We start from the raw sequence: 23,918 nt of genomic DNA on the forward strand, positions 1-23,918 counted from the left end.
TGCGTCCAAGTGGTGCGTCGTTGCACAAAATTGACATAGCTTGTGCTGGTTCGCACCTGCTGTCGGGCCGGGCCCGTACGCCCGTGGGCGCGGCGGGAGGGGGTCCGCACCGTTCCCGGGCCGGTCAGCTCTCGGTCAGATGCCGCACCAGAACCGGCACATGGCTGTGCTCGATGTCCTTGACCGAGGTGACCAGGGTGACCGTGCTCGTACGGGCCAGCGCGCGCAGCTTGTCCGTCAGCTCCGCACGGTCCGGCTCGGCGAGCTCGTCGCGGTAGCGGCGCTCGAACTCGGGGAAGCGGGATGCGCGGTCCTCGTGGTACCAGGAGCGCAGCGCGGAGGACGGCGTCAGGTCCTTCATCCACTCCTGGACATCGGCCCGTTCCTTGGAGACGCCGCGCGGCCACAGGCGGTCCACCAGGACCCGGATTCCGTCGTCCGACGACGGCGGATCGTAGACGCGGCGGACGCGGAAGTGAGGTTCGGAGCTCTTGGAGCGTTCTGTCATGGCTCAATTGTGCGGAGTTTTCCCCGCCTCGCGTCCGCGGCCGTCCGCCGCCGCGGTGACGGCCCCGGCCGCCGGGGTCGTACGTCGTTCGCCTCACCCGAGTGGCGGGCGCGCCGATGCCGTGTGAACAGTCGGACATGACGCACGCACCGCACGAACCCCGAATCCCGACGGCCGACGACACCCGCGAAGAGCGCCCCGCCGAGCCCCAGGGTCCGCTCGGACGCCTGGCGCAATCCGCGTGGCAAGTAGTGCTGCTGGCCGGCATAGCCGCCCTGATCCTGGGCGTACTGGTCCTGGTCTGGCCAGGGGCGTCCCTGTTCGCCGCCGGAGTGCTCTTCGGCGTGTATCTCCTGGTCACCGGCGTCTTCCAGCTGGTGGCCGCGTTCGGTACCCATGTCACGACCGGGCTGCGCGTGATGGCTTTCATCAGCGGCGCTCTGTCGATCCTGCTCGGCCTGTTCTGCTTCCGCGGGGCGACGCAGTCGATCCTGCTGCTCGCGCTGTGGATCGGTATCGGCTGGCTGTTCCGCGGCATCACCCAGACCGTCGCCGCCATCTCCGACGAGGCGATGCCGGCGCGCGGCTGGCAGATCTTCCTCGGCGTCGTGAGCGCGCTGGCCGGTGTGGTCCTGATCGTCTCGCCGTTCCAGTCCGTCGCCGTACTCACCCTGGTCGGCGGCTGCTGGCTGCTCGTGGTCGGCGTCGTGGAGATCGTCACGGCGTTCCAGCTGCGGAGCAAGGCGAAGCGGATTCCGCACGGGGTGTGACGGTGTCGATGGGGGCGGGCAGGCACCCGAGCGCCGGGCACCCCCAGCGGGGACGCCCGGCGCGGCCGCTTCGGCTTCTCGGTGACGGTCAGACCGCGACCGTCTCCTCCATCTCCTCCTCCGCAGCCTCCGACTGATGGGCCTCCTGGGCCTCCTGGGCCTCCTCGGTCTCGCTTCGGGCGGAGCGTGCGGGGGCCTGCGCCACGCTGTGCGGGTCCTGCTGCCGGGGCTCGACGGCGGAGGCGACGCGCCGCCGCTCCGTGAGCGCGGCCAGACCCGTCACGACCAGGCCGACGACGAGCCAGACGGCCAGCGTCCACACGTTCCTGGACAGGTCGTGGCTGCCGAAGTAGAGCAGGCTGCGCGAGCCCTCGACGAAGCCGGCGCCGTTCCAGAAGGAGTGCAGGGTGCCGAAGAAGCCGTTCTGGAGCTCGGGCCGGTAGAGGCCGCCGGAGCTGGTGAAGTTCAGCATCACGAACAGCACCATGAGCGCGAGGGTCGTCCACCGCTTCAGGAACGTGTGCAGGCCGACGCCGATGAAGAGGATGCCGGCCGAGTACAGCCAGGACATCGCCCACATGCCCCACAGGCCGTGGTGGGCCAGGTGGAACACCGGTCCGGCGAGAGCCGCGCCGACGAGGCCGACCACGCCGGACACACCGACCACGAGCGCGGCCCGCGTCCGCATCGACAGGGCGGCACCCGCCGCTCCGACCACGGCCACCGACGCGTACGAGCCGATGCTCAGCGCCACCAGCAGGAAGAACAGGCCCTGTCCCGTCGGGTCGTCCGAGACGGTCGGGGTCACGTCCGTCACCTTGAGCGGCACGCCCTGCTGCGTGGCGACCGGCGTGAAGATCTTCTCGGCGGTGATCGCGCTCATGTCGGACCCGGCGGTCGCGACGATCAGTTCGGGGGACTTCGCGCTCAGGACGTACGCGCCGTCGATGTCACGGGACCGGAGCTGGTCGACGGCGGCCGAGCGGCTGTCGAGCGTACGGACGTCGAGTGCGTCGCCGGCCTTGTCCTTCACTGTCTGGGCGAAGACCTTCGTCCCGGGCCCCGCCCCGACGACCGCCACCGGCAGATGGTGCGGCTCGGGCGCCACGAAGGCCCCCATGTACGCCAGCCCCATGCCCACGCACATCAGCAGCGGGGTGATGAGGTGGGTCAGGACGTGGCGCAGGGCCGGATTCCGCACGCCGTGCACGGCGCCCGAGGACTCGGAGCGGTGTGCCTTGTGGTCGGCGGGCATGGGCAGGACCTCCAGTGATGGACGGAGAGCGAGACAGGCGTCGGCGTATACGACCAAAGGGTTGGTGTTTACAACCTTCACTCACGTTGTACTCTACAACTACCTGCCTTCGGTGGGGCCCGGGGGAGGGTGTGACGATGGCCACCGCGAACCCGCGGTGGCCATCGCGCGTGCCTGTCGGCCTGCCGGAGGCCGAGGTCGTCAGGCCTGTTGGAGGTCGAGCTGGTACTCGTACGTCCGGTGTGTCGGCACGTAGCCCAGTGCGTCGTTCACCGCGCGCATGGGTGTGTTGCTGTCGGCGGTGTCCGTGAGCAGACCCCCGAGCTTCGGGTGGCGGTCGCGGGCGCGGAGGACGGCCTCGGCCTTCATCCAGCGCGCGAGACCGTGACCGCGGTGCTCGGGCAGCACGCCCGTGCCGTAGTGCTGTCCGTCGCCCGTGCCGTCACCGGGGACGACGAGCTCGGTGAACCCCACGACGGTGCCGTCGCGGGCGTCGACCGCCGCGACCGTGTCGAGGTGTTCGCCGCGCCGCTCGACGGCCTCGGCCACCGCGCGGACCCGGTCCACATCCCACGCGACCGTCCCGTAGTCGGTGTCGTCCATGGGCATGTCGTCCATGGCGCGACGCGAGGCGGCGAACGTCGCGGCCAGGTGGTCGGGAACCGCGCCTTCCCAGGAGACGAGCCGGTATCCGGGGTGCTCCGCGCGCGCCGTCCGCGTGAGGGCCGGGATGTCCGCGTCGGCGAGCGGGAGCCGCGCGTACGTCAGGTTCAGCACCCGGCGGAACCCTCGCGCGGCCAGGAACAGGTCGGCGGGTGAACCGTCGTCGGCCGAGGCGGTGAGCGAGCGCCGCCCGTCGGCCTTCGCGGCCGTCACCGCCGCGTCGACGAGCCTGGAGCCCGTGCCACGACGGCGTTCCGCGGGATGGACCTGGAGGGACAGCTCGGCGAGATGTCGCTGCCCGTCCCGGTCGATGAGCCGCAGGAACGCGGAGCCGACCGGATTCCCGTCGGCGTCGGACGCCAGCCACGCCAGGCGGCGGGCGTCCGGACCGCCGGCTGGATCGGTCAGCGGCGTGAGGTGCAGTGACAAGAGGGCTCCTTGTACGGGGAGTTGCGGACGCGGCAGAACCTAACCGGGCCCGCGGGACCCCCGCAAAGCAATTGAGCGCGCACGGGCCGAGCGCCACGGGCCGGGCGCGTTCAGGCCGTGCGCCGGAACAGGCCGCCCGCGCCCATTCCTTATTTCTGGAACGAGTTCTACTGTGTGCGCCGTCAGGACCGGGACCCGGTGTACCAGCGACCGCCAGGAGGGGCCGTGCACCTCGAATACACGCCCGAGCAACAGCAGTTGCGCACGGAACTGCGCGCCTACTTCGCGGAGCTGGTGCCCGACAACGCGTACGCCCGCTACGAGGACCCGGCGGCGCAGAAGCGGTTCTACCGCGAGACGGTGCGCCGGCTCGGCACCGACGGGTGGCTCGGAGTCGGGTGGCCGAAGGAGTACGGCGGGCGTGGCCTCACGCCCATGGAACAGTTCATCTTCTTCGACGAGGCCGCGCAGGCGGGCGTGCCCCTGCCGCTCATGGCGCTCAACACCGTCGGCCCCACGATCATGCAGTACGGCAGCGACGAGCAGAAGGCGTACTTCCTGCCCAGGATCCTCTCCGGCGAGCTCGACTTCGCCATCGGCTACAGCGAGCCCGACGCGGGCACCGACCTCGCCGCGCTCAAGACGCGTGCGGTCCGCGAAGGGGACGAGGCCACCGGTCACTACACGGTGAACGGGCAGAAGATCTGGACGACCAACGGCGACACGGCCGACTGGGTGTGGCTCGCCGTGCGCACCGACCCGGACGCCCCGCCGCACAAGGGCATCACCATGCTCCTCGTGCCGACGTCGGACCCCGGCTACTCCTGCACGATCATCAACACGCTTGCCTCGCACGACACCACGGCCAGCTACTACGAGAACATCCGCGTTCCCGTCAGCCGTCGCGTCGGCGAGGAGAACAAGGGCTGGCGGCTCATCACGAACCAGCTGAACCACGAGCGGGTCACTCTCGCCGCCCACGGCACCATGGCGATCCGCGCGCTGCGCGACGTGCAGCGCTGGGCCATGGACACCAAACTGGCCGACGGACGCCGCGTCATCGACCTCGGCTGGGTGAGGAAGCGCCTCGCCCAGACACACACCCGGCTCGACGCGATGAAACTCCTCAACTGGCAGATGGTGAACGCCGTCCAGGAAGGCAGCCTCACCCCGCAGGACGCCTCCGCCGTGAAGGTGTACGGATCCGAGGCGCGCCGCGAGGCGTACGCCTGGCTGATGGAGGTCGTCGCCGCGGCGGGAGCGCTCAAGGAGGGTTCGGCAGGCGCGGTCCTGCACGGCGAACTCGAACGCGGCTACCGGTCAGCCGTGATCTTCACGTTCGGCGGCGGCAACAACGAGATCCAGCGCGAGATCATCTCCTGGATCGGCCTGGGGATGCCGCGCGTCCGCCGCTGAGGCCGCGCGTCCGCCACTCATGGCCCGCGACCGACACAGGTGTCGGCTGTGACGCACACGGCGGCCGGCCCCCACCGCGTGGTACGTGGCGGGGGCCTCTTCGTATGGTCGTCGGGAGCCCGGTGTCAGCCGACCTGCCCGGACGGCCGCATGGTGATGTGGTTGATGTCCACGCCCGCGGGCTGGTTGACGACGAAGACGATCGTGTCCGCGATGTGCTCGGCGGTCATCACCGGCGCCGCTTCAGGGGTGCCGCCGCGCTTGTCCCAGAACGGGGTGTCCACCACCCCGGGGGCGACGACGGTCACGCCGACCCCGTCCTTGCCGACCAGCAGTCGGGTGTTCTCGGCCAGCGCGTGCGCGGCCCACTTGGTGACCGAGTACAGGTTGCCGGGCGTGTTGCGCACCCCGGCGACCGAACCGATGATCACGATCCGGCCCGTGGACTCCCTGAGATGCGGCAGGGTCTCCCGCACCAGCAGCGCCGGGCCCAGGACGTTGGTGAGGACCATGGCGCGCATGTCCTCCGGGGCGTGGTTCTCCAGGGTGCCGGGCAGCGAGAAACCGGCGTTGGCGATGACGTTGTCCAGCCGGCCCCACGCGTCCACCACCTGGCGAACGGCGGACGCGACGTCATGCTCGTCGCTGGTGTCGCCGGTGATCGTCAGCAGCCGCTCGCCCGCTCCGGCCGACGTGGCGAAGGCCGCCAGCTTCTGCGGGTCACGTCCGGTGACGGCCACGCGGTGGCCCTCTTTGAGCAGGGCGCGGGCGGTGGCCGCGCCGATTCCGGTCGAGCCACCGGTGATCAGCGTGACGGGTTCCATGGGGCGGCCTCCTCGGCGAATGCGGTCATCGGGGGTCCACCAGGGTCCCGGACGTCGATGAACGCGAGGGGGCGCGTGAGGCCGACCGACTCCGGGCTGCCGGTTCCCCCGCAGCGCCGGCACTATACCCACAGAGCTCCGCGCCGAGCCGGCGGACCGTCGCCGACCGGCCACGATGCCACACGAAGTGGCCGAACCGGCTCTGCCGGCACGTGCGTTGGGCTCCGCCACGCGCAGGGTCCGGGTCGCGCTCATGCCCCCTGACGAAGTCCATGACCGAGCGTCACGGAAACCGCAAGGGCACCTCTCCGTAGCTGGGCCGAGGCGAAGGCTGAAGCCCGGCGTCACGGGCTCGTTGAGATGTCCAGGCCACCCACAGCAGGATCGTCAAGCCCCCCAGGACAACGCCGACCACATCCGTGACGGTGGGCCCACGGCCGGACGGAAACACCATGAGAACCAGAACGACGACCGCTGTCTTGACCCGGCTGTCCGCCAGCGCGCGCCATGCGACCGTGGCCAGGGGTACCGCACCCCACAGCAGGTACCAGCCCTGCACGGCGGGAGCGCACACCACCAGGGCCAACAGTCCCAGGGCCGCGGCGCGTTCGGCGCCGAGGCGAGGAGCGCGCGCCAGGAAGTACAGGGCCCCGCAGACGCCTGCCAAGGTCCCGATCGTCCGCATCACCGTCACCGGGTCCGGTGTGGTGACCCAGCCGGCTTCGGTCCCGATCCACCTCAGCAGCCGGCCGATGTCCGTGGTCACCGACATCGGCGTGTACGAGCGGGTCGGGGTGCGGAGCGTATCGAGCCAACCCCAGCCCAGCCCGCAGAGCGCCACCGTCAGCACCAGCGTCCCGACGGCCGCGAGGAGGATCCCCGCCGCGCGTCCCAGACGTCGCCACCAGCCCGTCTGCCCCGCGACCGCCACGAGGGCGGCGCACCCCAGGGCCACCGCGGCCGGGGCCTTCACCAACGCGGCGCACGTCAGCACGACGATGCCCAGAACCCATCGTCCGGACCGGCACGCCACAAGACCGGCCATCATCAAGCCGAGCATCAGCGCCTCGTTGTGCGCCCCGCCCACCAGGTGGGCCAGCACCAGCGGATTCAGCGACGCCGCCCACCAGGCTCCTGAGCCGTCGCCGCCCGACCGCGTCGCGAGCCACTGCACCGACCAGGCCAGCAGGGCGAGCCCGGCGAGCGCGGCCACCCGATGGAGCACGACGGCGGCGACCACATGGTGTTCGCCGGTCACGAAGACCACGACCCGGCTCACCACGACGGACAGGGGTCCGTACGGAGCCGGGGTGTCCTGCCACACCTGCGGGACGTTCGCGGCGAGCGGCCCGCCGAGTGCGGAGGGACCGATCTCGTAGACGTTCCAGGAGCGCCCGGCCAGCGCGCCCTGGGCCACGTAGCTGTAGATGTCCGTGCTGAACAGCGCCGGCGCCGGAAGCAGAGGCAGAGCCCAGCCGCCCAGCGTGAGCCACTGCCGCCGCTTGCTCATCACCGCACCGGCCCGCAGCAGCTTGCCCAACTGCCACCAGGACCACAGCAGCAGACCGAGTCCCGCATACGCCGCCGTCGCACCGATCAGCGCGAGAGCGGGTCCCGGGGCTCCCCAGATCCCGTCCGGAACGCCCCGCGGCAGAGCGCCGGCGCCCCAGGCGCCTGATGAGAGCAGCACAGAACCCCACATGCCGCGTTGTGCCCAGACCCGTGTATCGATATCCGCCGCTCTCATTCGGTCGAAGGTAGAACGCTTTGCGGATCACCGCACCCGGCTCCGCCCCAATGGACGGCAAACGCAGGATGTCGCCCGCGTCCGCGACCTGGCCGGCTCCACGTTCACAGCTTGGATCACGCGTCGCGACCGAGTCCACGAAGATGACCAGGATGTGGACATGCGCACGGGCGAATTCCGGCCGGTGCATACGATCCGACGGTACGTCCCGCACCACACCGGAAGGCGCTCGTGAGCTCCACCTCCCCCCTGTCCACCAGCACATCTGCGCTGACGCCGTCGGGCACGGTACTGATCCGCTCCGCGGGAGACGTCTCCGATCTGGTCAATTCGGGTACGGCGCGCGGCCGTCACGCCAAGATGATCGTGGTCATCGCGCTCGGCGGCATCTTCCTCGACGCCTACGACCTGAGCTCCCTGGCGTACGGGCTGCCCGACATCACGAAGCAGTTCGGCCTCAGCTCCACGATGGCCGGCACGGTCACCGCGTCGATCAGCGTCGGTTCGCTCCTCGGCGCTCTCGTCGGCGGCTGGCTGGTGGACCGCATCGGCCGCTACCGCGTCTTCATGGCGAACATGCTCTTCTTCGTCGCCACCGCGCTGGTGTGCGCGGTCGCGCAGGACGTGTGGACGCTGATCGCCGCACGCTTCGTGATGGGCATCGGCGTCGGCATGGACATCCCCGTCGCGATCGCGTTCCTCGCCGAGTTCTCCCGGCTGCACGGCAAGGGCAGCAAGGGCTCCCGCACGGCCGCCTGGTCACCCGCCTGGTACACCGCGACCAGCGGCTGCTACCTCGTGATCATGCTGCTGTACTTCCTCCTGCCGGACGCCCAGTTGGGCTGGCTGTGGCGGTTCACCGTCGGCTTCGGCGCGGTTCCGGCGCTGCTGGTACTGCTGCTGCGCCGGCGCTACATGAACGAGTCCCCGACCTGGGCCGCCGACCAGGGCGACCTGGAAGGCGCGGCGAAGATCCTGCGCCAGTCGTACGGCGTGGACGCGCGCGTCGCCGACGACGCGCCCAGGACGACGTCCCGTCCGCCCCGGACGGGCCTCGGCGCGTACGCACGGCTCTTCACCCCTCCGTACCGCACGCGCACGATCCAGTCGGTGGCCGTCGGCCTCGCGGAGACCTTCGGCTACAACGCGGTCGCGTTCGGGCTGCCGGTCATCATCGCCACGCTGATGACGCAGGGCCCGCTGACCACGATCGCGTCCTCCTTCGCCCTGAACCTCGTCTTCGCCCTGACCGGTGGGCTGCTCGGCATCCGCTGGGCGTCGACCCGCGGCGCCTGGCCGATGATGACGCTGGGCTTCGCGATCCAGCTCGTCGCCATCACGGTGCTCGCCCTCATCGGGGATCCGTCCGGGACGGCCGTCGTGACGGCGGGCATCCTGATGCTCGGCGCGTTCATGTTCGCCCAGGGCTTCGGCCCCGGCGCGCACATCATGAGCTACGCCTCACTGGGCTTCCCCACGTCGATGCGCGGCGTCAGCATCGGCTTCAACCAGGCCGTGCTGCGGCTGGGTTCGACGCTGACGCTGTTCTTCTTCCCCATCCTCAGCACCGGTCTCGGCACCCACGTCTACTGGGTCATCCTCGCCGCCCCCGTCCTCGGTCTGATCGCTCTGCTGTCGAAGCGCTGGGAGCCGATCGGCTTCGACGCGGACGCGGAGGAGCGGACGCGGTCCGCGACGGCTCACCGGTAGCGTTGTGCTGAGGCGCCAGAAGGAGATCCCTGATCGCGCCGGGACCGCTGATGTCAGGGAGAGGCGGCGACGTGGTGGGCACAGGGACGGACGAGGGGCGGGGCGATCCCGGGCTTTTCGGGCCCGGATCGGTGACCTGGCAGGTGCACGCGGATCCCATGATGTGGGTTGCCGGTGTGCGCGCGCTCTACCTTCAGGCGCTCCTTCCGCGGGCCGTGCGCGGTGTCATGCAGAACTCGGACTTCCGCAAGGACGCCTGGGGCAGGCTGATGCGGACGGCCGGTTTCGTCGGGACGACCACGTACGGGACCGCTGAGGACGCGGAGCGCGCCGGTGCCCGCGTGCGGAAGATCCACCGTCGTCTCAAGGTCACCGACCCCGACACCGGTGAGCGGTACGGGGTCGACGAGCCGGAACTGCTCCTGTGGGTGCACTGCGCCGAGATCGACTCCTACCTCCACGTCGCGCGCCGCTCCGGGTTCCGGCTCACGGACGCGCAGGCCGACCAGTACGTCGCCGAACACCGCACCAGCGCCCGGCTGGTCGGCCTCGACCCCGCCGACGTGCCCGGCGACCGGGCCGGGCTCGCCGCGTACTTCGAGAGGACGAGGCCCCTGCTCGCCGCCGGTCCGGAGGCCCGGGACGTCGACGACTTCCTGCGCAGGCCGCCCGTCCACCCGCTGCTGATCCCGGCGCGCGCGACACTCTGGAGGCGCGTGTCGCATCTCGCGTACGCCTCTCTGCCGCCGTACGCCCACGAGTTGTACGGCAGGCAGGCCCCGGCACCGGCCGCCGTGACCCGAGAGCTGCGGTTCACCGGCACCGTCCTGCGCTGCGTTCCCGCACGTGTGCGCTGGCAACTCCCGCCGAAACACATCCTGCGCGCCATGTCACGACTCGGCCCCGGCAGCCGTCCGGCACCGTACAGAATCGGGAGTCGGACGGCCATACTGGACAGGCCGGGGAGGGCGCAGCGAGGCGACGGGGGCGACAGCGCGAGATGCCGGAGTCGGGGGAGACCAGGCTGATCCAGGGCCGGTACCGGCTGCTCGATCTCATCGGGCGGGGCGGTATGGGCGAGGTGTGGCGTGCCAGGGACGAGTCGCTCGGGCGCAGAGTCGCGGTCAAGTGCCTCAAGCCGATGGGGCCGCAGCACGACCAGTCCTTCACCCGTGTCCTGAGGGAACGCTTCCGCCGGGAGGCCCGCGTGGCGGCCGCCCTTCAGCACCGCGGCGTGACCGTCGTCCACGACTTCGGTGAGCACGACGGCGTGCTGTACCTCGTGATGGAGCTCCTGGAGGGCAAGAACCTGAGCCAGCTCTTGGAGGACAACAAGCAGCACCCGTTACCCGTCGCGGACATCGTCGAGATCGCCGGCCAGGTCTCGGCCGCGCTCGCCTACACGCATGAACAGGGCATCGTCCACCGCGACTTGAAGCCCGCGAACATCATGCGGCTCACCGACGGCACGGTGAAGATCTGCGACTTCGGCATCGCGCGCCTCGGCCACGACATCGGGTTCACGGCTCGTCTCACCGGCACCGGCATCGCGATGGGCACCCCGCACTACATGTCGCCCGAGCAGATCGGCGGCGAACACGTCGACCGGCGCAGCGACCTGTACTCGTTCGGCTGCGTGCTCTACGAGATCGCGACCGGGGCGCCACCGTTCGACCTGGAGGACGCCTGGGCCGTCCTCGTCGGGCACCGCGACACCCTGCCCGAACCACCCCGCACGCACCGGGCCGGGCTCCCCGGCTTCCTGGACCGGCTCATCCTCGACCTGCTCGCGAAGGAGCCGGACGAGCGGCCGCGGGATGCCCGCGAAGTGGCCCGCCGGATCGCTGACGGCCGTTCCCCTTCCGGACACGTGCCGACGGTGGCGACAACCCCCGTACGCCAGGCCGCGGTCGAGCCGCGTCAGCCGGTGTCCCGTGAGCCGCGGCTGCCGTCCTGGACGCGCGGCATGACGACCGGCCACAAGGCGGCCGGCCCGCCCGTCCTGGGCGGCACGCCGCCCGACGTGGGAGCGGGGCTTGCCGGAGAGTGGATCGCGCGCCCCGAGTCGCGGCGCAGTGAGCAGCCCGTGCGCACGGAACGCCCCACGCCCGCGCCGGAGGTGGTCGCCCACCTCGCCGCCCGGCACAACGCGGGCCTGAGCCTCGGCCGGCTCGGCCGCTGGGAGGAGGCGGGCGAGGTTCACCGCGCCGTCGCGGCGGAGCGCGAGCACGCCCTCGGCCCTGACCACCCCGACACACTCGCCAGCCGCTACGAGGTCGCCTTCACGCTCAGCCGCACCGGCCGCCCCGCCGACGCCCTGCGCGAGTATCGCCGCGTCACCGAGGGCCGTGAGCGTGTCCTCGGCCCCGAGCACGCCGAAACGCTCGGCGCCCGGCAGGAAATGGCGTACGTCCTCGGCCAGTTGGGGCGGCACTTCGACGCGCACCAGGCGTACACGTCGGTGCTCGCCACGCGGGAACGGGCCATGGGGCCCGACCATCCGGACACCCTGCGCTGCCGCCACAACCTCGCGTACAACCTCAGCCGGCTCGGGCGCCTGGAGGACTCGTACCGCATGGCGTGCGAGGTCGCATCGGCGCGTGCCCGCGTACTCGGCGCCAGTCATCCGGACACGCTCGTCACTCGGTGCGAAGTGGGCTACGCGCTGGGCCAGTTGGGTCACTGGACGGAGGCTCTGCACGTCTACCACGAGGTGGCGGAGGCCCGCGAACAGGCGCTCGGCCCCGACCATCCGGACACGCTCGCCGCGCGCTACGAGGTGGGCATCAGCCTCGGCCGGCTCGGCCGCAGCGCCGAGGCCCTCGCCCTCTACCGCGACCTCGTCGACGACCGTACGCGCGTCAGCGGCCCGGCCCACCCCGAGACCCTGCGCACCCGGCACGGCCTCGGCGTCAACCTGGGGCGGATGGGCCGCTGGGAGGAAGCGCTCGCCGAGGCCCGCGACGTCTGCGCGATCCGGGCGCGGGTCCTCGGCGCCGAGCATCCGGACACGCTGGTCAGCCGTCGCGAGGTGGCCGTCGGTCTCGGCTGGCTCGGCCGGTGGGCCGACGCGCTCGCCGAGTACCGGCAAGTCGCCTCGGCCCGCGAACACGTCCTCGGCGCCGACCATCCGGACACCCTCGCCAGCCGCAACGACGAGGCGCACTGCCTGGAACAGCTCGGGCGCGGCACGGAGGCGGTCGAGCTGTACCGGCGGGTGGCGGCCCTGCGTCAGCAGCGGGCGTCCGGCGGACACTGAGGGCCTGCGCGGGGCGGCTGCCCGCGCGCGTGGCCCGCGAGATCGTCCCCGCCGCGCCATCCCGCGTACCGGGGGTCTGGCCCGGCATGATCGGGTCGTGTTACCAAGAGGGATGCCAGCACACGAGCGCTACGACGTCGTCATCGTCGGCGGAGGCCACAACGGCCTCGTCGCCGCCGCCTACCTCGCCCGGGCCGGACGTTCCGTCCTGGTTCTCGAGCGGCTCGGCACCACCGGCGGTGCCGCCGTCTCGACCCGGCCCTTCGCCGGGGTCGACGCGCGACTGTCGCGGTACTCGTACCTGGTCAGCCTGCTGCCCCACAAGATCGTCGACGATCTCGGGCTCGACTTCGCCGTGCGCGGCCGCACCGTGTCCTCGTACACCCCGACCGAGCGTGACGGGCGGGCCACCGGTCTGCTCGTCGGCGGTGGTGAGGAGCGCACCCGCGCCTCCTTCGAGCGGCTCACGGGCGGCGGGCGGGAGTACACCGCGTGGACCGAGTTCTACGAGACGACCCGCCGCGTCGCCGAGCGGGTCTTTCCCACCCTCACCGAGCCGCTCCCGGACAGGGACGCGCTGCGTCGGCGGGTCGACGACGACGCGGCCTGGCGGATGCTCTTCGAGGAGCCGATCGGCAGGGCTGTCGAGGAGCGCTTCACGGACGACCTGGTGCGCGGCGTCGTCCTCACCGACGCCCTGATCGGCACGTTCGCCGACGCCCACGACGCGTCCCTCCAGCAGAACCGCTGCTTCCTCTACCACGTGATCGGCAACGGGACCGGTGACTGGGACGTGCCCGTCGGCGGCATGGGCGCCCTCACCGACGCCCTCGCCACCGCCGCCCGCGTGGCCGGCGCCGAACTCGTCACCGGGCACGAGGTGACCCGCGTGGAGACCGACGGGCGCCGCGCCGAGGTGACGTACGAGTCGGAGAGCGGCGCGGGCCGCGTGGGCGCCGGGCACGTGCTCGTCAACGCGTCCCCGCAGGCACTCGCCGCGCTCGTCGGCGACGAGCCGCCGGCTCCGGCCGAGGGCGCGCAGCTCAAGGTCAATATGCTCCTGACGCGGCTGCCGAAGCTGCGGGACACGTCCGTCGACCCGCGCGAGGCGTTCGCCGGCACGTTCCATGTCGCCGAGGGTTACGAGCAGTTGGCGACCGCGTACGGCCAGGCGGCGGCCGGTTCACTGCCCGTGGCGCCTCCGTCGGAGATCTACTGCCACTCGCTGACCGACCCGACCATCCTGGCCCCGGACCTCGTCGCGCGCGGCTACCAGACCCTCACCCTGTTCGGTCTGCACACCCCCGCACGGCTCTTCGCGGGCGACAACGACGCCGCCCGCGCCGAGCTCCTGAAGGCCACGCTCGCCCAGCTCGACGCGCAGCTCGCCGAGCCGATCGAGGACTGTCTCGCCCCGGACGCCGACGGCCGGCCGTGCATCGAGGCGAAGACCCCGCTCGACCTGGAGCGGGACCTGCGCCTGCCCGGCGGCAACATCTTCCACCGCGACCTGTCCTTCCCGTACTCCCAGGAGGGGACGGGCCGTTGGGGCGTCGAGACCGCGCACGCCAACGTCCTGCTGTGCGGGGCGGGCGCCGTGCGCGGCGGCGGGGTCAGCGGGATCCCCGGGCACAACGCGGCGATGGCGGTCCTCGGCCACTGAAGGGATCAGCCGCGCAGGGCGCCGCCCAGCGCGGCGATCTTCCGCGGCAGGTCGTACTCGGCTCCTCCCTCGTGACCGTTGTACGGGAACACCTCGATCTCGGCGGGCCCCGCGTAGCGGTGGTAGGCGGCGAACACGGTGGACGACGGGCAGATCTTGTCCATCAGGCCGACGGAGAACCAGGCGGGGCAAGTGGCGCGTGCCGCGAAGTTGACGCCGTCGACGTACGACAGTGTCTCCATCGCGGTCTCGACGCTGAAGCGGTGGCCCGACAGCCAGCGCGCGATCTCCGCGTAGGGCCCGCTGTCCGTGATCTGCGAGGCGCGCCGGAAATGGCACAGGAACGGCACGTCCGCGACGGCCGCGCGCAGGTCGTCGCGCAGTCCCGCGACGGCCAGGGCGAGCCCGCCGCCCTGGCTGCCGCCGAGGACGGCGATCCGTGAGGCGTCGACGCGCGGGTGGGCCTTCGCGGCGTCCACGGCCCGGACGGCGTCGGTGATGAGCCGCCGGTAGTAGTGCCGGTGCGGGTCCTCGATGCCCCGGGTGAGAAAGCCGGGCGACGAGGAGCCGTGGCCCTCGGGCGCGATGTCGGGGGTGTCGGCGGTGTTCTTGCCGCCGCCGCCCTGCCCGCGGTTGTCCATCACGAGGTGGGCGAAGCCGAGCGAGCTCCAGGTCAGCCACGAGTAGGGGATGCCGCGGCCGCCGTTGTAGCCGATGTACTGCACGACCGCGGGCAGCGGCTCCGCGTGACCGCGCGGCAGCAGCAGCCAGGCCCTGACGGGCTGGCCGCCCCAGCCGTTGAACGTCACGTCGTGCACGTCGACCGTGGCGAGGCCCGCGTCGTGCGCCGTGAACCGGGCGTCCAGTGGATGCCGGGCGGCCTCGTCGAGTGTCTTGGTCCAGAACGCGTCGAAGTCGGCGGGTTCCTCGGGCTCGGGACGGTAGTCCCGCAGCCGGTCGAGGGGCATGTCGAACAGCAAGGTCAACTCCTGGTGAGGGTGAGGGCGAAGGTGGCGCCGCGCGCGCCGGCCGTGTCGACGGTGACGCGTGTCCCGGCGGACGTGCGCTCGGCCCGGACGCCCGTGTCGGCGCGGGCGAGGGTCAGACCGCGCAGCGCGAGGTCGAGCGTGACGCGGTCGCGCAGCTGCGTGGGGTCGCTGACCGCCAGGGTCACGGTCTTGCCCTCGGGCCGTACGAGGACGGAGGCGGGACCGTCGGCGGACAGCTCACCGGCCCGGCCCCCCGCCCAGAAGTTCGCGGCGAGCAGCCCGTCCGCGCCGCGCCGAACGGCGTGCACGGACGCCGTCGTGGCCACGGGGCGTACGGGCGGTGCCAGGGAGAGCCGCCGGGTCCGGTCGGCGGACGCGCCCGGCGCCTGGAGCCAGCAGTACCCGGCGTCGGAAGGTGCCGTCCCGTGTTCCTGCCACAGCGTCAGATAGGGCCGTGTCACCGGGGTGTCGGTGCCGTACTTGAGGTTGATCTCCCGCCAGGTCGCGGTGCGTTCCTCCCGCAGGGCCCGAACGCGGGTGGGGCGGGGGAAGACGTAGCCGCCGGTGCCGGCGAGGTGCAGCCAGCGGACGCCGCTGAGTTCACCGGATCCGTCGAAGCGGTCGCCGTCGACCGTCAACTGCGCCTGAGGATCGCGCAGTTTGCGGTTCTCGACGATCGTCTCCGCGTCGCCCGCGTCCGCGCTCACCCCCGACCCCATGTGCACGATCACGTCGTCCAGACAGAACCAGCTCTTCAGCGCGCGCAGTGAACTGCCGTAGGCCCGCAGGTCCATCCCGTACGAGCCGAGCGTCGTGCCGGGCAGTACGGTCCCGCCCGCCCAGTCGGCCGTACTGGTGGTGCGCTGCCCCTCCGCGTCGGCCGGGCGCCCGGTGAGGACGGTGGTGCCGGGCAGGCGCTTCGGGTCGACGGTCGGCCAGTAGTCCTCGCTGTAGTGGCCGAGGTCGTCGTCGTACAGCAGCGTCATGCCGTCGGACAGGTGCCAGCCGTGCAGGTTCTCGTTCTGGATGGACTCGTAGTTGTAGATGCGGGTCGAGTAGGCGGAGACGCCGAACGTGAAGGCGGGCCTGTGGTGCACGACCTTGTCCATCCGCGGGTACTGACGGTGCGTCACGAGCCGCCCGCGGGGCGGGACACCGGAGCCGAGCACCTCGCGGGCGGCCACCAGCGAGGCAAGGTCGGTGGCGGCGAGGAAGTCGCGGTAGGTGTCCTCGGTGATCCACTGCTTCAGCAGCGCGGTGAAACGGTCGGTCTCCGCGGCCGGGACGCCGGGCAGCAGGCGCAGCACGGCCTCAATGACCGTCTGCGCGGAGACGTGTCCCTGCTTGCTGGAGCGCGCGATCTCCCTGCCGCACACCGGCGCGAGCATGTCACCGCGCGCCATCAGCGGGTCGAACCCCTCGGTCACCCAGCGCCGCACGTTGGCCACGTCGGGGTCGGTGACATCCCACGGTGTGGCGGCCAGGAGATGGAGGAGGCGGGAGAGGTTGCCGAGGAGTTCCTTGCCGTACCCGCCGTTGTAGGGGTGCTTGTAGTGCTGGAGGAAGGAGCCGTCGGAGTAGAAGCCCTCGCCCGTACCCGTCTGGTCGTCGTTGAAGGCCAGCACACTGTTCGCGCCGGCCCCCTCCACGTCCGACAGCGCGTCACGGACGCGGGCGAGCGCGTCGGAGTCGTCGCGGAGCACGGCGTTGACGGCGACGACCGTGCAGATCCACACGCGGTTGGCACCTGTGGCGATCTGCCGGTCGGCGCGCCACAGATTGGGGTCGGGCGTGTAGTGGCGCACCGCGGACGTGACGCGTGCGAGCCGGTCGGCACCCAGGACGTCATGGAGGAGGACCGCCGCGTCGTTGAGGGCGAGCGCGCAGCCGATCTCCCAGTCCCAGTCGTTGTCGAACCGCGCGACACCGGGCCCGTAGCGGTGGTCGAGCATCCAGTCCACGCCGCGCAGCAGGAGGTCGGCGGTGGCGGCGTCGGCGTGCTGCGGGGTGCCGGGGACGGCCCAGGCGGTGGCGAGCGTGGCCAGCCGTTTGAAGGAGGTGGTGACGTGATTGGACACGGTGGTGCTGGTCAGGTCGGGCCACAGGCCGTCGGTGCGGCCGGGGTCGAGGCCCACGGCCGCGGAGGTGCCGGCGCGGCCGATCCGGGCGACGGCGGCGGCGATCTGCGGATCGGCCGGGTCGAGACCGGGGCCGCCGGTGAGCAGCCCCTGCCAACGGGCCAGCAGAGAAGCGGCGTCGGGGCTCTCCGAGGCCCGCGCGAACGGCATGGCGGCGGGGAGCCCGGTCAGGGCAAGGGTGGCGGCGCCGCCGATCAGGACGGTGCGTCTGGAGGCGTGCGGAGTCATCAGGGGACCTCGCGAAGGGGTGGGAGAAGGAGAGGGAGAAAGAAGAAGGGGCGGCGAGTGCTCAGGCGGGGCAGGGGCCGGTCGGGTCGTACGCGCTGCCGTAGGTGCCCACGGCGTCGCCGCCCGTGTTGCCGCTCATCTTGTTGGTGCAGACGGGGCCCTGGGGGGTGCGCATGAACTTGATGCCGCCGCCCGCGCTCTTCGTGATCGTGTTGCCGTACACGCTCGTGTCGACGCCGTCGGCCGTGGTGTCACCACCGAGCCGGATCCCGGCGCCCGTGTTGTCGTGCACGGTGTTGTAGCGGAGGATGTTCCCGCTTCCCCGGGCGTCGAGGCCGGCCGAACTGGGGTCGCGCTGCTGGGAACAGTCGTTGTACTCGACGTAGTTGTTCGTCGAGTTCTCCTTGAGGTCGACGCACTCGTTGCCGCGTGTGGCGATCGTGTTGTGGTCGATGCGGTTGTTGCGGCTCACGTCGGGCGCCGCGTCCGGAGCGCCGTTGTCGCCCTGCTGCTCGGGGGCGGTGCCCAGGTAGATCCCCTCGCCGTTCTTGCCGCCCGCGCCGAAGCGGAAGTCGGCGACGCCGCAGTCGGTGATCGTGTTGCCGGACACCTCGGCGCCCGTCACCAGATAGCGCAGGCGCAGACATTCGTCGGCGGCGTTCTTGAGCGTCATGCCGGTGATGCGCAGCCCGCCGACGCCGTTGCCCGGCGTGGTGCTCATGACGTAGACGAGCTTGAGCCGGTAGCCGTCCAGGGACGTCGACGAGCCGTGCAGGCCGTCGAGGGTGAAGCCGTCGAGGACGGTGCCGTCGTGCTGCACCTGGATGACACGGGCGTTGCCCGCGCCCTTGACGACCGCGCTCGAAGGCCCGGTCAGGGTGACGTTCGCCCTGCGGGTGACGGCGTCCTGCCGGTACGTCCCCGCGGCGAGATGGACGACCGCGCCGGACGGGGCGACGTCGAGGGCGTGCTGGATCGTGGCGAGGGGCGCGGACGCGGACGTACCGGCGTTGGCGTCGCTGCCCGAAGGGCCGACGTAGTACGCGCTCGCCGCGGCGGCGGGGTGCGCGGGTAACGCGAGCGGGGCGGCCGCCGTGAGGGCGGCGACGAGCACGGTACGGGCGATGCGGCTCATGAGGGGTTCCTTCCGGTCGGGGACGGATCGGCGAAGGACAGGGCGAGCAGAACGGGCACGCTCGGCCCCAGGAGCAGCGGGCCGAGCGGGACGACGAGCGAGAGCAGTACGGCGGAGACGGCGGCGCCGAGGAGCGCGGTGCCGCGGGCGGGCGAGCCGAAGGAGAGAGCGAGCGCGCCGCGCGTCCACGCACCGGCGGACGCCTCGGGAGCGATGCCCGCGCAGGCCGCGAGCGCGGTGTGATGCACCACCACGGCCGCCGCGATCCCCGCCTGGGCGGCCAGGAGAACGAAGGCGTACGGGCTCGAACTGCCCAGCAGATAAAGGGTGTTGACGGCCAGCAGTGCGACGACGCCTGTGGAGAGCAGGCCGTGCCGCCACAGCGAGCGCCAGTAGTGCGGAAAGGCCCTGAGCACGCCGGAGAACACGCGGCTGTCGCCGTCCGTGCGCCAGCGCTGGAGAGCCCGGGCGAGCGCGGCGAGGGCGGGCAGCCAGGTCACGACCCCGAGCGCGAGTACCGCGAACGCCGCCCCGGCGGCCGCCGGGTACGCCACGAACTCGAGCCGGCGCAGCAGCCCCCGGTCCGCGAAGCGGCCGGGTGAGAGAGCGGTCGCCATGTCACACACCTCCGGTGAACGGTTCGGGAACGTCGAGGACGACGCGGCCGTCCACCTCCAGACGTCGTGCGGCCACCACGTGCACGGGCCGGCCCTCGCTCACGAGGACCGCCGCCGCGTCGGCCCGCACCCCCGCCCCCTCGACGCGCCGCCCCACGGGCGAGAGCAGCACGGTCTCGGACCCGAACGTCACGCCGTGCCCGTGCGCGCAGTCCACCGCGCGTGCGGTGACCTGTGCGCCCGGCTCGATCACGGTCAGGAACGTGGCGCGGCGCGCGGCGGGCGTGGTCACCCGCAGCGTGTGCAGCGTCCTGGTGACCGTCAACTCCGGTGTGCTGGAGGTGGGGTTGGCCGCCACCTCGGTCACACCGGACCGCGTACGGACGTCGTCGGGCGCGAGCCGGGTCACCGCCGCGCGCGCCTCGCCCGACCGGATCAGCCGCGTACACCCGTCACCTTCGGGGACCGTGGGCTCGTCGGTCTGGAGCAGGAACGTCCACTCGCGGGCGACGCCCTCCTCGGCCTGCGCCAGGTCGAGGAGCACCAGCCGCCCCGACGGTGTGCACACCAGGGTGCGGTCGAGGCGGTGCACCCCGAGGCGAGGGTCGTACATGGCGCCGATCTCCGCCGTGCCATGTGCCCAGCCACCGCCCGCGAGGACGTCGCGCATGCGGGCCCGGCGCTCGTGGGGGATGCCCTCGTAGACGTGATAGCGGTCCTCGTCCGCGAAACCCTGCCCGTCGACGAGCAGGAGATTGTGGTGGGCGGCGCGCTTGCGGTTGCTGTAGCCCTCGTCGACGGCGAGGAACGCGCCCTGCGACAGCAGGACGAACGAACCCGAATCCGGGTGGTGGTGGCCGGTGTTGAGCGTGTCCCAGCCGAGCTCCGCCCGGTGCTTCGCCGCTGTCTCCCACGCCTTGTGGCCACCGCCGGGCGAGGCCTTGAACGACACGAACGTCGCGTCGTCGGCCCAGCTCGTGCGGGCCGTGACGAGGCCCAGGTCGGGGAAGTGGGCGTGGGTGTCCGACGCGGCCGGCGGGCGGGCCCCGACGGAGGGGTCGTACCAGAGGTACTCCAGGTAGGCCTCGGGCAGGATGCCCGGCCGCACCCCGCTCCCGGCCGCCTCGCGGCCGAGCAGCTCGCGCCCGACGAGACCGGCGAGCCACTGGGCCTCGCCGATCCCGTACGCGGCCGCGAGGCGGTGGTAGAGCGCGGCGCTGTGCCCACTGAGCCGGTCGTGGCAGTCGCCGTGTCCCGTCTGTTCGGCGAACCCGGGCGCCGACTGGTGGAGCCGGAAGCGGAACGTGTTCTCCATGAACCCGCCGCGCCCCCACCAGTCGAGACCCTCGCGCTCCTGGAGCAGATCGAGGTGGATCGCCAGCCAGGGCACGCCGTAGCGCCAGTACACGACGCCCTCGGCGTGCGAACCGTCCTCGGGGAGCAGGTCGAGGACGCGTCCCAGGTTGTCCTTGGCCCGCTCGGTCCACTCCTCGCGGCCGAGGACGTAGCCGGCGGTGGCCAGGCCCGCGTAACAGATCCAGTTGTGGTTCTGCCAGTACGAGGAGGACCACCAGCGGCCCTCCGTGGCCACCGCGAAGTCATACAGGCGCCGGCCCTGCACCATCAGCTTGTACCGCAGCAGCGTGCGCGTCTCGTCGGAGAGGGTGTCGCCCAGCCAGTGGTGGGCCAGGGCGAGATGGTGCAGGAGCCAGCCCGTGTCCAGGTCGTGGTCGGGCATGTGGGCCCTGCCCCAGTGGGGGAAGCCCGTCGCCGCCCCGATCCACCGCTCGGCCTCCGCCAGGTGCGCGGGGTCGCCGCTCACGCGGTACGCGAGGGCGGGGTTCGACGCGGCCGGCCCGAGCCAGGTGATCGACGCCTCGGGGTGCCGGCGGGGCGGTGCGAGGGCGCGGTGGCGGACGGCCTCGTCCATGAGCCGCCGCTCCTGGAACGGGCGGGGCCCCGGAGGCGGCGTCGCGGACAGGAGCATCTCAGGCCTCCGTCCGGTGCACGTGGCGGGAGCCGTCGGCCAGGGAGACGACCAGGCCCTCCTCGGCCAGCCGGACGTCCGTCACGGCGGGCCCGGCGGACGCCGACTGGTACACCGACGCGAAGACGACCCGCGTCGTGTCCCGGGCGGTGAAGTCGGCCCAGGTGCGCTGCTGCTGAGGATCGTCGGCCGGACCCGGACCCGGCCGGCAGAAGGGCCGGACCGGCGTGGACGCGGTGTGCCAGCCGTGCAGCAGCTCGTCCCCGTACCAGGTGGTGCGCACCGGACCGGATGCCTGCACCTGGAGGTCGAGGGCGACGCCCGGCCGCAGCTGCGCCGAGACCCGTGCGAGTGCGCCCCGCTCTCCCGTCACCGTCAGTACGTCGACCAGGTGGCAGGTTCCCGCCTCGACCCGCCGGACCGCGCGGACCCCGTCGTAGGCGGTGGTCACCTCGGCCGTTGCCGACGTGTCGTCCGCGTTCAGCAGCCTGCCCGCGCACTCGGCCTGCTCGGCGCCGTCCACGCGGAACGCGGGATGGGCGGCCGTGGAGGCGTACAGGTCGCGGAACTCCTCGTGGGCGTAGGGCACTTGTCCGGGATCGGGCTGCCATGGAGCCGTCACTCCATACAGGTACAGGGAGAGCTTGTCGCGGTGGCCGTGCGAGCCGCCGTGCGGTCCGAAGTCGAGGACGGTGTGGACGCCCGCGGCGCGCACGACGGCGTAACCCGCGTCGCCGAACACCGTGACCGGAGCGGGTGCGGAGCGCTCCGGGAGCGGGGTCCCCGTGAACCAGCCGTCGAGGAGCCGGTCCAGGCCGTCGTCCGCGCCGGCGAGATCCGCGCGGGCCCGCGCCGCCACCGCGTCCACACGTGGTGCGGGCGCGAACTGCCGTGACAGCGAGCAGAGTTCGAGCCACTCGAGGGAGAGGGGCTGGCGCAGATACGGGCCGTCGTGCAGGGCGGGCAGGACACCGCCGTCCGTGGCGATCGCCGCCAGGGCGTCGACCATGCCGCAGAGGCGGGTGGCCACGTCGCCGGGCAGCGCGGAGGGGTCGGTGCCGCGCAGCGCGAGGAGCGCCGCGCGCAGCACGAACCCGTGGTAGTACGTGCTGCCTTCCCACTCCCAGCCGTCGTCCGCGACGCAGGCCCGCAGATGGGCGTACAGGCCGTGCGGGCCCTCCAGCCACTGCTTCGCCCCGTCCCAGGGGACGCCTCGCACCGCCGCGGCGGCCCGGCCTGTGGCGATCCCCGCCGCGGTCAGCCACGTCGTGTAGTTGGAGGCCAGGTCGCCCCGGCCGACCAGCACGTCCCGGGCGTCGAGGGCCGCCCGCTCCAGCTCGTCGAGCAGGGGGAGGACCGCGGCGAGCCCGGCCGTGCCGCGTGCGCCGAGCGTCCACGACGCGTGTCCGATGTTCACGGCCCAGATCGCGTCGGTGAGCGCCTGGTGGAACAGCCGGCCGCGCAGCATCCACGGCTGCGCCTCGTCGTGGTGGAGTCCCGCCAACTCCGCGTACAGAGCGGTGTATTCGACGAGTGCGGACACCGCCTCGGTGTCCTCGCCGCGCTCGGCCAGGAGACGGATGCGGCGGGCCCACGCCTGATGGGAGAGGACGGTCCAGGCGCCGCGCACGGCCGGGGTGTCCACCCGGCAGCCGCGCGGACACCGCGCACCGTCCTCGGGGAACGCGCCGCCGAGGACGTCGCCGTGGTCGAGCTCGACGCCGTGCGCCGGGCACACGTACGCGTGCCACCAGCCGCCGCGCTCGCGGGGGATCCGCTTCACCGCGGCCATACGCCACCGTCGATGTCGAGCGTCGTGCCCGTCAGGAAACCGGAGGCCGGGGAGGCGAGATGGACCACGGCGGCGGCCACGTCCTCGGGTGTGCCCGCGCGGCCGACGGGGATCCCCGCCTCCATCGCCTGCTGGGCCTCGGGCGCGGTGAACGTGTCATGGAACGCGGTGCCCTTGATGAAGCCGGGCGCGACCGCGTTCACCGTGATGCCCGCCGCCGCGACCTCCTTGGCCAGGGCCTTGGTGAAGCCGCGGATCCCGGCCTTGGCCGCCGCGTACGGCACGGAGCCCGGGCCGCCGCCGTTGTGCGCGGCGAGCGACGACATGGTGACGATCCGGCCGGCCGACGACCCGGTGAGGTGGGGGAGCGCGGCGCGGCAGGTGCGGAACGTGGACGTCAGATTGGTGTCGACGACCCGCTCGAAGTGCTCGTCGGTCATCTCGGCGACGGTGGCCCGCCCGATGAGATGCCCGGCGTTGCAGACCAGGACATCGAGACCGCCGAGGAATCCGGTGGCCTCCGCGACGAGGCGGTCCACGTCGGCGGTCACCGTGACGTCCGCGTGGAACGCCTTGGCGCGGCGGCCGAGTGCCCCGATCGCGGCGACGGTCCGCTCGGCCTCCTCGGGCGAGCTGTGGAAGTGCACGGCGACGTCACAGCCGGCCGCGGCGAGTCCCACGGCGATGGCACGGCCGATGCCGTGGCCGGCTCCCGTCACGAGCGCACGGGAACCTCGGAGATCAACAGACATGGGGACAGGGCCCTTTCACGAGCAAGTGGGGGATGA

The 23,918-nt window shown here is 72.2% G+C and carries 18 protein-coding genes; 6 read left to right on the forward strand and 12 right to left on the reverse strand.

Annotation, left to right across the window (positions count from 1 at the left end; genetic code table 11):
* Positions 1-124: 124 nt before the first annotated feature.
* Positions 125-508 carry a DUF488 domain-containing protein gene (locus OHO83_RS39925; RefSeq protein WP_330280609.1) on the reverse strand — a complete coding sequence of 128 codons (384 nt, stop codon included), beginning with the start codon at positions 506-508 and terminating at the stop codon, positions 125-127.
* Positions 509-645: 137 nt separating this feature from the next.
* Here OHO83_RS39925 and OHO83_RS39930 point away from each other — a divergent pair, with 137 nt between their 5' ends.
* On the forward strand, positions 646-1,278 hold the full coding sequence (locus OHO83_RS39930; RefSeq protein ID WP_266666914.1) for an HdeD family acid-resistance protein: 633 nt from the start codon (positions 646-648) through the stop codon (positions 1,276-1,278).
* An 88-nt stretch (positions 1,279-1,366) separates the two neighbouring features.
* On the opposite strand, the gene OHO83_RS39935 is transcribed toward OHO83_RS39930, so the two are convergent.
* Positions 1,367-2,533 (reverse strand): hypothetical protein, encoded by a 1,167-nt coding sequence (locus tag OHO83_RS39935; protein ID WP_330280610.1) that lies wholly within the window; start codon positions 2,531-2,533, stop codon positions 1,367-1,369.
* Positions 2,534-2,734: 201 nt separating this feature from the next.
* Positions 2,735-3,625: a GNAT family N-acetyltransferase gene (locus OHO83_RS39940; protein WP_330280611.1), complete on the reverse strand. Its 891-nt coding sequence runs from the start codon at positions 3,623-3,625 to the stop codon at positions 2,735-2,737.
* Positions 3,626-3,850: 225 nt separating this feature from the next.
* On the opposite strand from OHO83_RS39940, the gene OHO83_RS39945 reads away from it, so the two are divergent.
* Positions 3,851-5,041 (forward strand): acyl-CoA dehydrogenase family protein, encoded by a 1,191-nt coding sequence (locus OHO83_RS39945; RefSeq protein ID WP_266666908.1) that lies wholly within the window; start codon positions 3,851-3,853, stop codon positions 5,039-5,041.
* Positions 5,042-5,166: 125 nt separating this feature from the next.
* Here OHO83_RS39945 and OHO83_RS39950 read toward each other — a convergent pair whose 3' ends face one another.
* Together OHO83_RS39950 and mptB are read right to left on the reverse strand one after the other, a co-directional pair.
* Positions 5,167-5,865: an SDR family oxidoreductase gene (locus tag OHO83_RS39950; RefSeq protein WP_266666907.1), complete on the reverse strand. Its 699-nt coding sequence runs from the start codon at positions 5,863-5,865 to the stop codon at positions 5,167-5,169.
* Positions 5,866-6,148: 283 nt separating this feature from the next.
* Positions 6,149-7,612 (reverse strand): polyprenol phosphomannose-dependent alpha 1,6 mannosyltransferase MptB, encoded by a 1,464-nt coding sequence (gene mptB / locus OHO83_RS39955; protein ID WP_330280612.1) that lies wholly within the window; start codon positions 7,610-7,612, stop codon positions 6,149-6,151.
* A 231-nt stretch (positions 7,613-7,843) separates the two neighbouring features.
* Here mptB and OHO83_RS39960 point away from each other — a divergent pair, with 231 nt between their 5' ends.
* From OHO83_RS39960 to OHO83_RS39975, 4 genes are all read left to right on the forward strand, one after another.
* Positions 7,844-9,322, forward strand: a complete 1,479-nt coding sequence (locus OHO83_RS39960) for an MFS transporter (protein ID WP_266666906.1) — start codon at positions 7,844-7,846, stop codon at positions 9,320-9,322.
* 71 nt (positions 9,323-9,393) lie between these two features.
* Entirely contained in the window at positions 9,394-10,350 is a 957-nt protein-coding gene (locus tag OHO83_RS39965; protein ID WP_266666905.1) for an oxygenase MpaB family protein, read from the forward strand.
* Positions 10,323-12,581 carry a serine/threonine-protein kinase gene (locus OHO83_RS39970; RefSeq protein ID WP_266666904.1) on the forward strand — a complete coding sequence of 753 codons (2,259 nt, stop codon included), beginning with the start codon at positions 10,323-10,325 and terminating at the stop codon, positions 12,579-12,581. The genes OHO83_RS39965 and OHO83_RS39970 overlap by 28 nt, the downstream gene beginning before the upstream one ends.
* 112 nt (positions 12,582-12,693) lie before the next feature.
* The gene (locus OHO83_RS39975; RefSeq protein WP_266666902.1) at positions 12,694-14,244 is read left to right on the forward strand and encodes a phytoene desaturase family protein; all 1,551 of its coding nucleotides are present in this window, start codon (positions 12,694-12,696) and stop codon (positions 14,242-14,244) included.
* A gap of 5 nt (positions 14,245-14,249) precedes the next feature.
* Here the strand turns inward: OHO83_RS39975 and OHO83_RS39980 are convergent, their stop codons facing one another.
* The 7 genes from OHO83_RS39980 to OHO83_RS40010 form a co-directional block, all read right to left on the reverse strand.
* On the reverse strand, positions 14,250-15,224 hold the full coding sequence (locus OHO83_RS39980; protein ID WP_323186829.1) for an acetylxylan esterase: 975 nt from the start codon (positions 15,222-15,224) through the stop codon (positions 14,250-14,252).
* 2 nt (positions 15,225-15,226) lie between these two features.
* Positions 15,227-17,599 (reverse strand): polysaccharide lyase 8 family protein, encoded by a 2,373-nt coding sequence (locus OHO83_RS39985; protein WP_266666900.1) that lies wholly within the window; start codon positions 17,597-17,599, stop codon positions 15,227-15,229.
* Between the two features lie 61 nt (positions 17,600-17,660).
* Positions 17,661-18,734 (reverse strand): right-handed parallel beta-helix repeat-containing protein, encoded by a 1,074-nt coding sequence (locus OHO83_RS39990; protein WP_266666898.1) that lies wholly within the window; start codon positions 18,732-18,734, stop codon positions 17,661-17,663.
* The gene (locus OHO83_RS39995) at positions 18,731-19,351 is read right to left on the reverse strand and encodes a DUF624 domain-containing protein (protein WP_266666896.1); all 621 of its coding nucleotides are present in this window, start codon (positions 19,349-19,351) and stop codon (positions 18,731-18,733) included. Before OHO83_RS39995 ends, OHO83_RS39990 begins: the two co-directional genes overlap by 4 nt.
* A 1-nt stretch (position 19,352) precedes the next feature.
* A complete protein-coding gene (locus tag OHO83_RS40000) occupies positions 19,353-21,281 on the reverse strand; it encodes a hypothetical protein (protein WP_266666894.1) in 1,929 nt (642 codons plus the stop codon).
* A gap of 58 nt (positions 21,282-21,339) precedes the next feature.
* A complete protein-coding gene (locus OHO83_RS40005; protein WP_266666892.1) occupies positions 21,340-23,130 on the reverse strand; it encodes a heparinase II/III domain-containing protein in 1,791 nt (596 codons plus the stop codon).
* Entirely contained in the window at positions 23,118-23,882 is a 765-nt protein-coding gene (locus tag OHO83_RS40010) for an SDR family NAD(P)-dependent oxidoreductase (protein ID WP_330280613.1), read from the reverse strand. Before OHO83_RS40010 ends, OHO83_RS40005 begins: the two co-directional genes overlap by 13 nt.
* Between the last annotated feature and the right edge of the window lie 36 nt (positions 23,883-23,918).

Origin of the sequence: Streptomyces sp. NBC_00569 (assembly GCF_036345255.1) — a bacterium.
Lineage (GTDB): Bacteria > Actinomycetota > Actinomycetes > Streptomycetales > Streptomycetaceae > Streptomyces.

Bases quoted from the DNA above. Each gene is read 5' to 3' on its own strand.
- OHO83_RS39925 (WP_330280609.1), bottom strand. From the start codon at position 508: ATGACAGAACGCTCCAAGAGCTCCGAACCTCACTTCCGCGTCCGCCGC.
- OHO83_RS39930 (WP_266666914.1), top strand. From the start codon at position 646: ATGACGCACGCACCGCACGAACCCCGAATCCCGACGGCCGACGACACC.
- OHO83_RS39935 (WP_330280610.1), bottom strand. From the start codon at position 2,533: ATGCCCGCCGACCACAAGGCACACCGCTCCGAGTCCTCGGGCGCCGTG.
- OHO83_RS39950 (WP_266666907.1), bottom strand. From the start codon at position 5,865: ATGGAACCCGTCACGCTGATCACCGGTGGCTCGACCGGAATCGGCGCG.
- mptB (WP_330280612.1), bottom strand. From the start codon at position 7,612: ATGAGAGCGGCGGATATCGATACACGGGTCTGGGCACAACGCGGCATG.
- OHO83_RS39970 (WP_266666904.1), top strand. From the start codon at position 10,323: ATGCCGGAGTCGGGGGAGACCAGGCTGATCCAGGGCCGGTACCGGCTG.
- OHO83_RS39975 (WP_266666902.1), top strand. From the start codon at position 12,694: ATGCCAGCACACGAGCGCTACGACGTCGTCATCGTCGGCGGAGGCCAC.
- OHO83_RS39985 (WP_266666900.1), bottom strand. From the start codon at position 17,599: ATGACTCCGCACGCCTCCAGACGCACCGTCCTGATCGGCGGCGCCGCC.
- OHO83_RS39990 (WP_266666898.1), bottom strand. From the start codon at position 18,734: ATGAGCCGCATCGCCCGTACCGTGCTCGTCGCCGCCCTCACGGCGGCC.
- OHO83_RS39995 (WP_266666896.1), bottom strand. From the start codon at position 19,351: ATGGCGACCGCTCTCTCACCCGGCCGCTTCGCGGACCGGGGGCTGCTG.
- OHO83_RS40000 (WP_266666894.1), bottom strand. From the start codon at position 21,281: ATGGACGAGGCCGTCCGCCACCGCGCCCTCGCACCGCCCCGCCGGCAC.
- OHO83_RS40005 (WP_266666892.1), bottom strand. From the start codon at position 23,130: ATGGCCGCGGTGAAGCGGATCCCCCGCGAGCGCGGCGGCTGGTGGCAC.
- OHO83_RS40010 (WP_330280613.1), bottom strand. From the start codon at position 23,882: ATGTCTGTTGATCTCCGAGGTTCCCGTGCGCTCGTGACGGGAGCCGGC.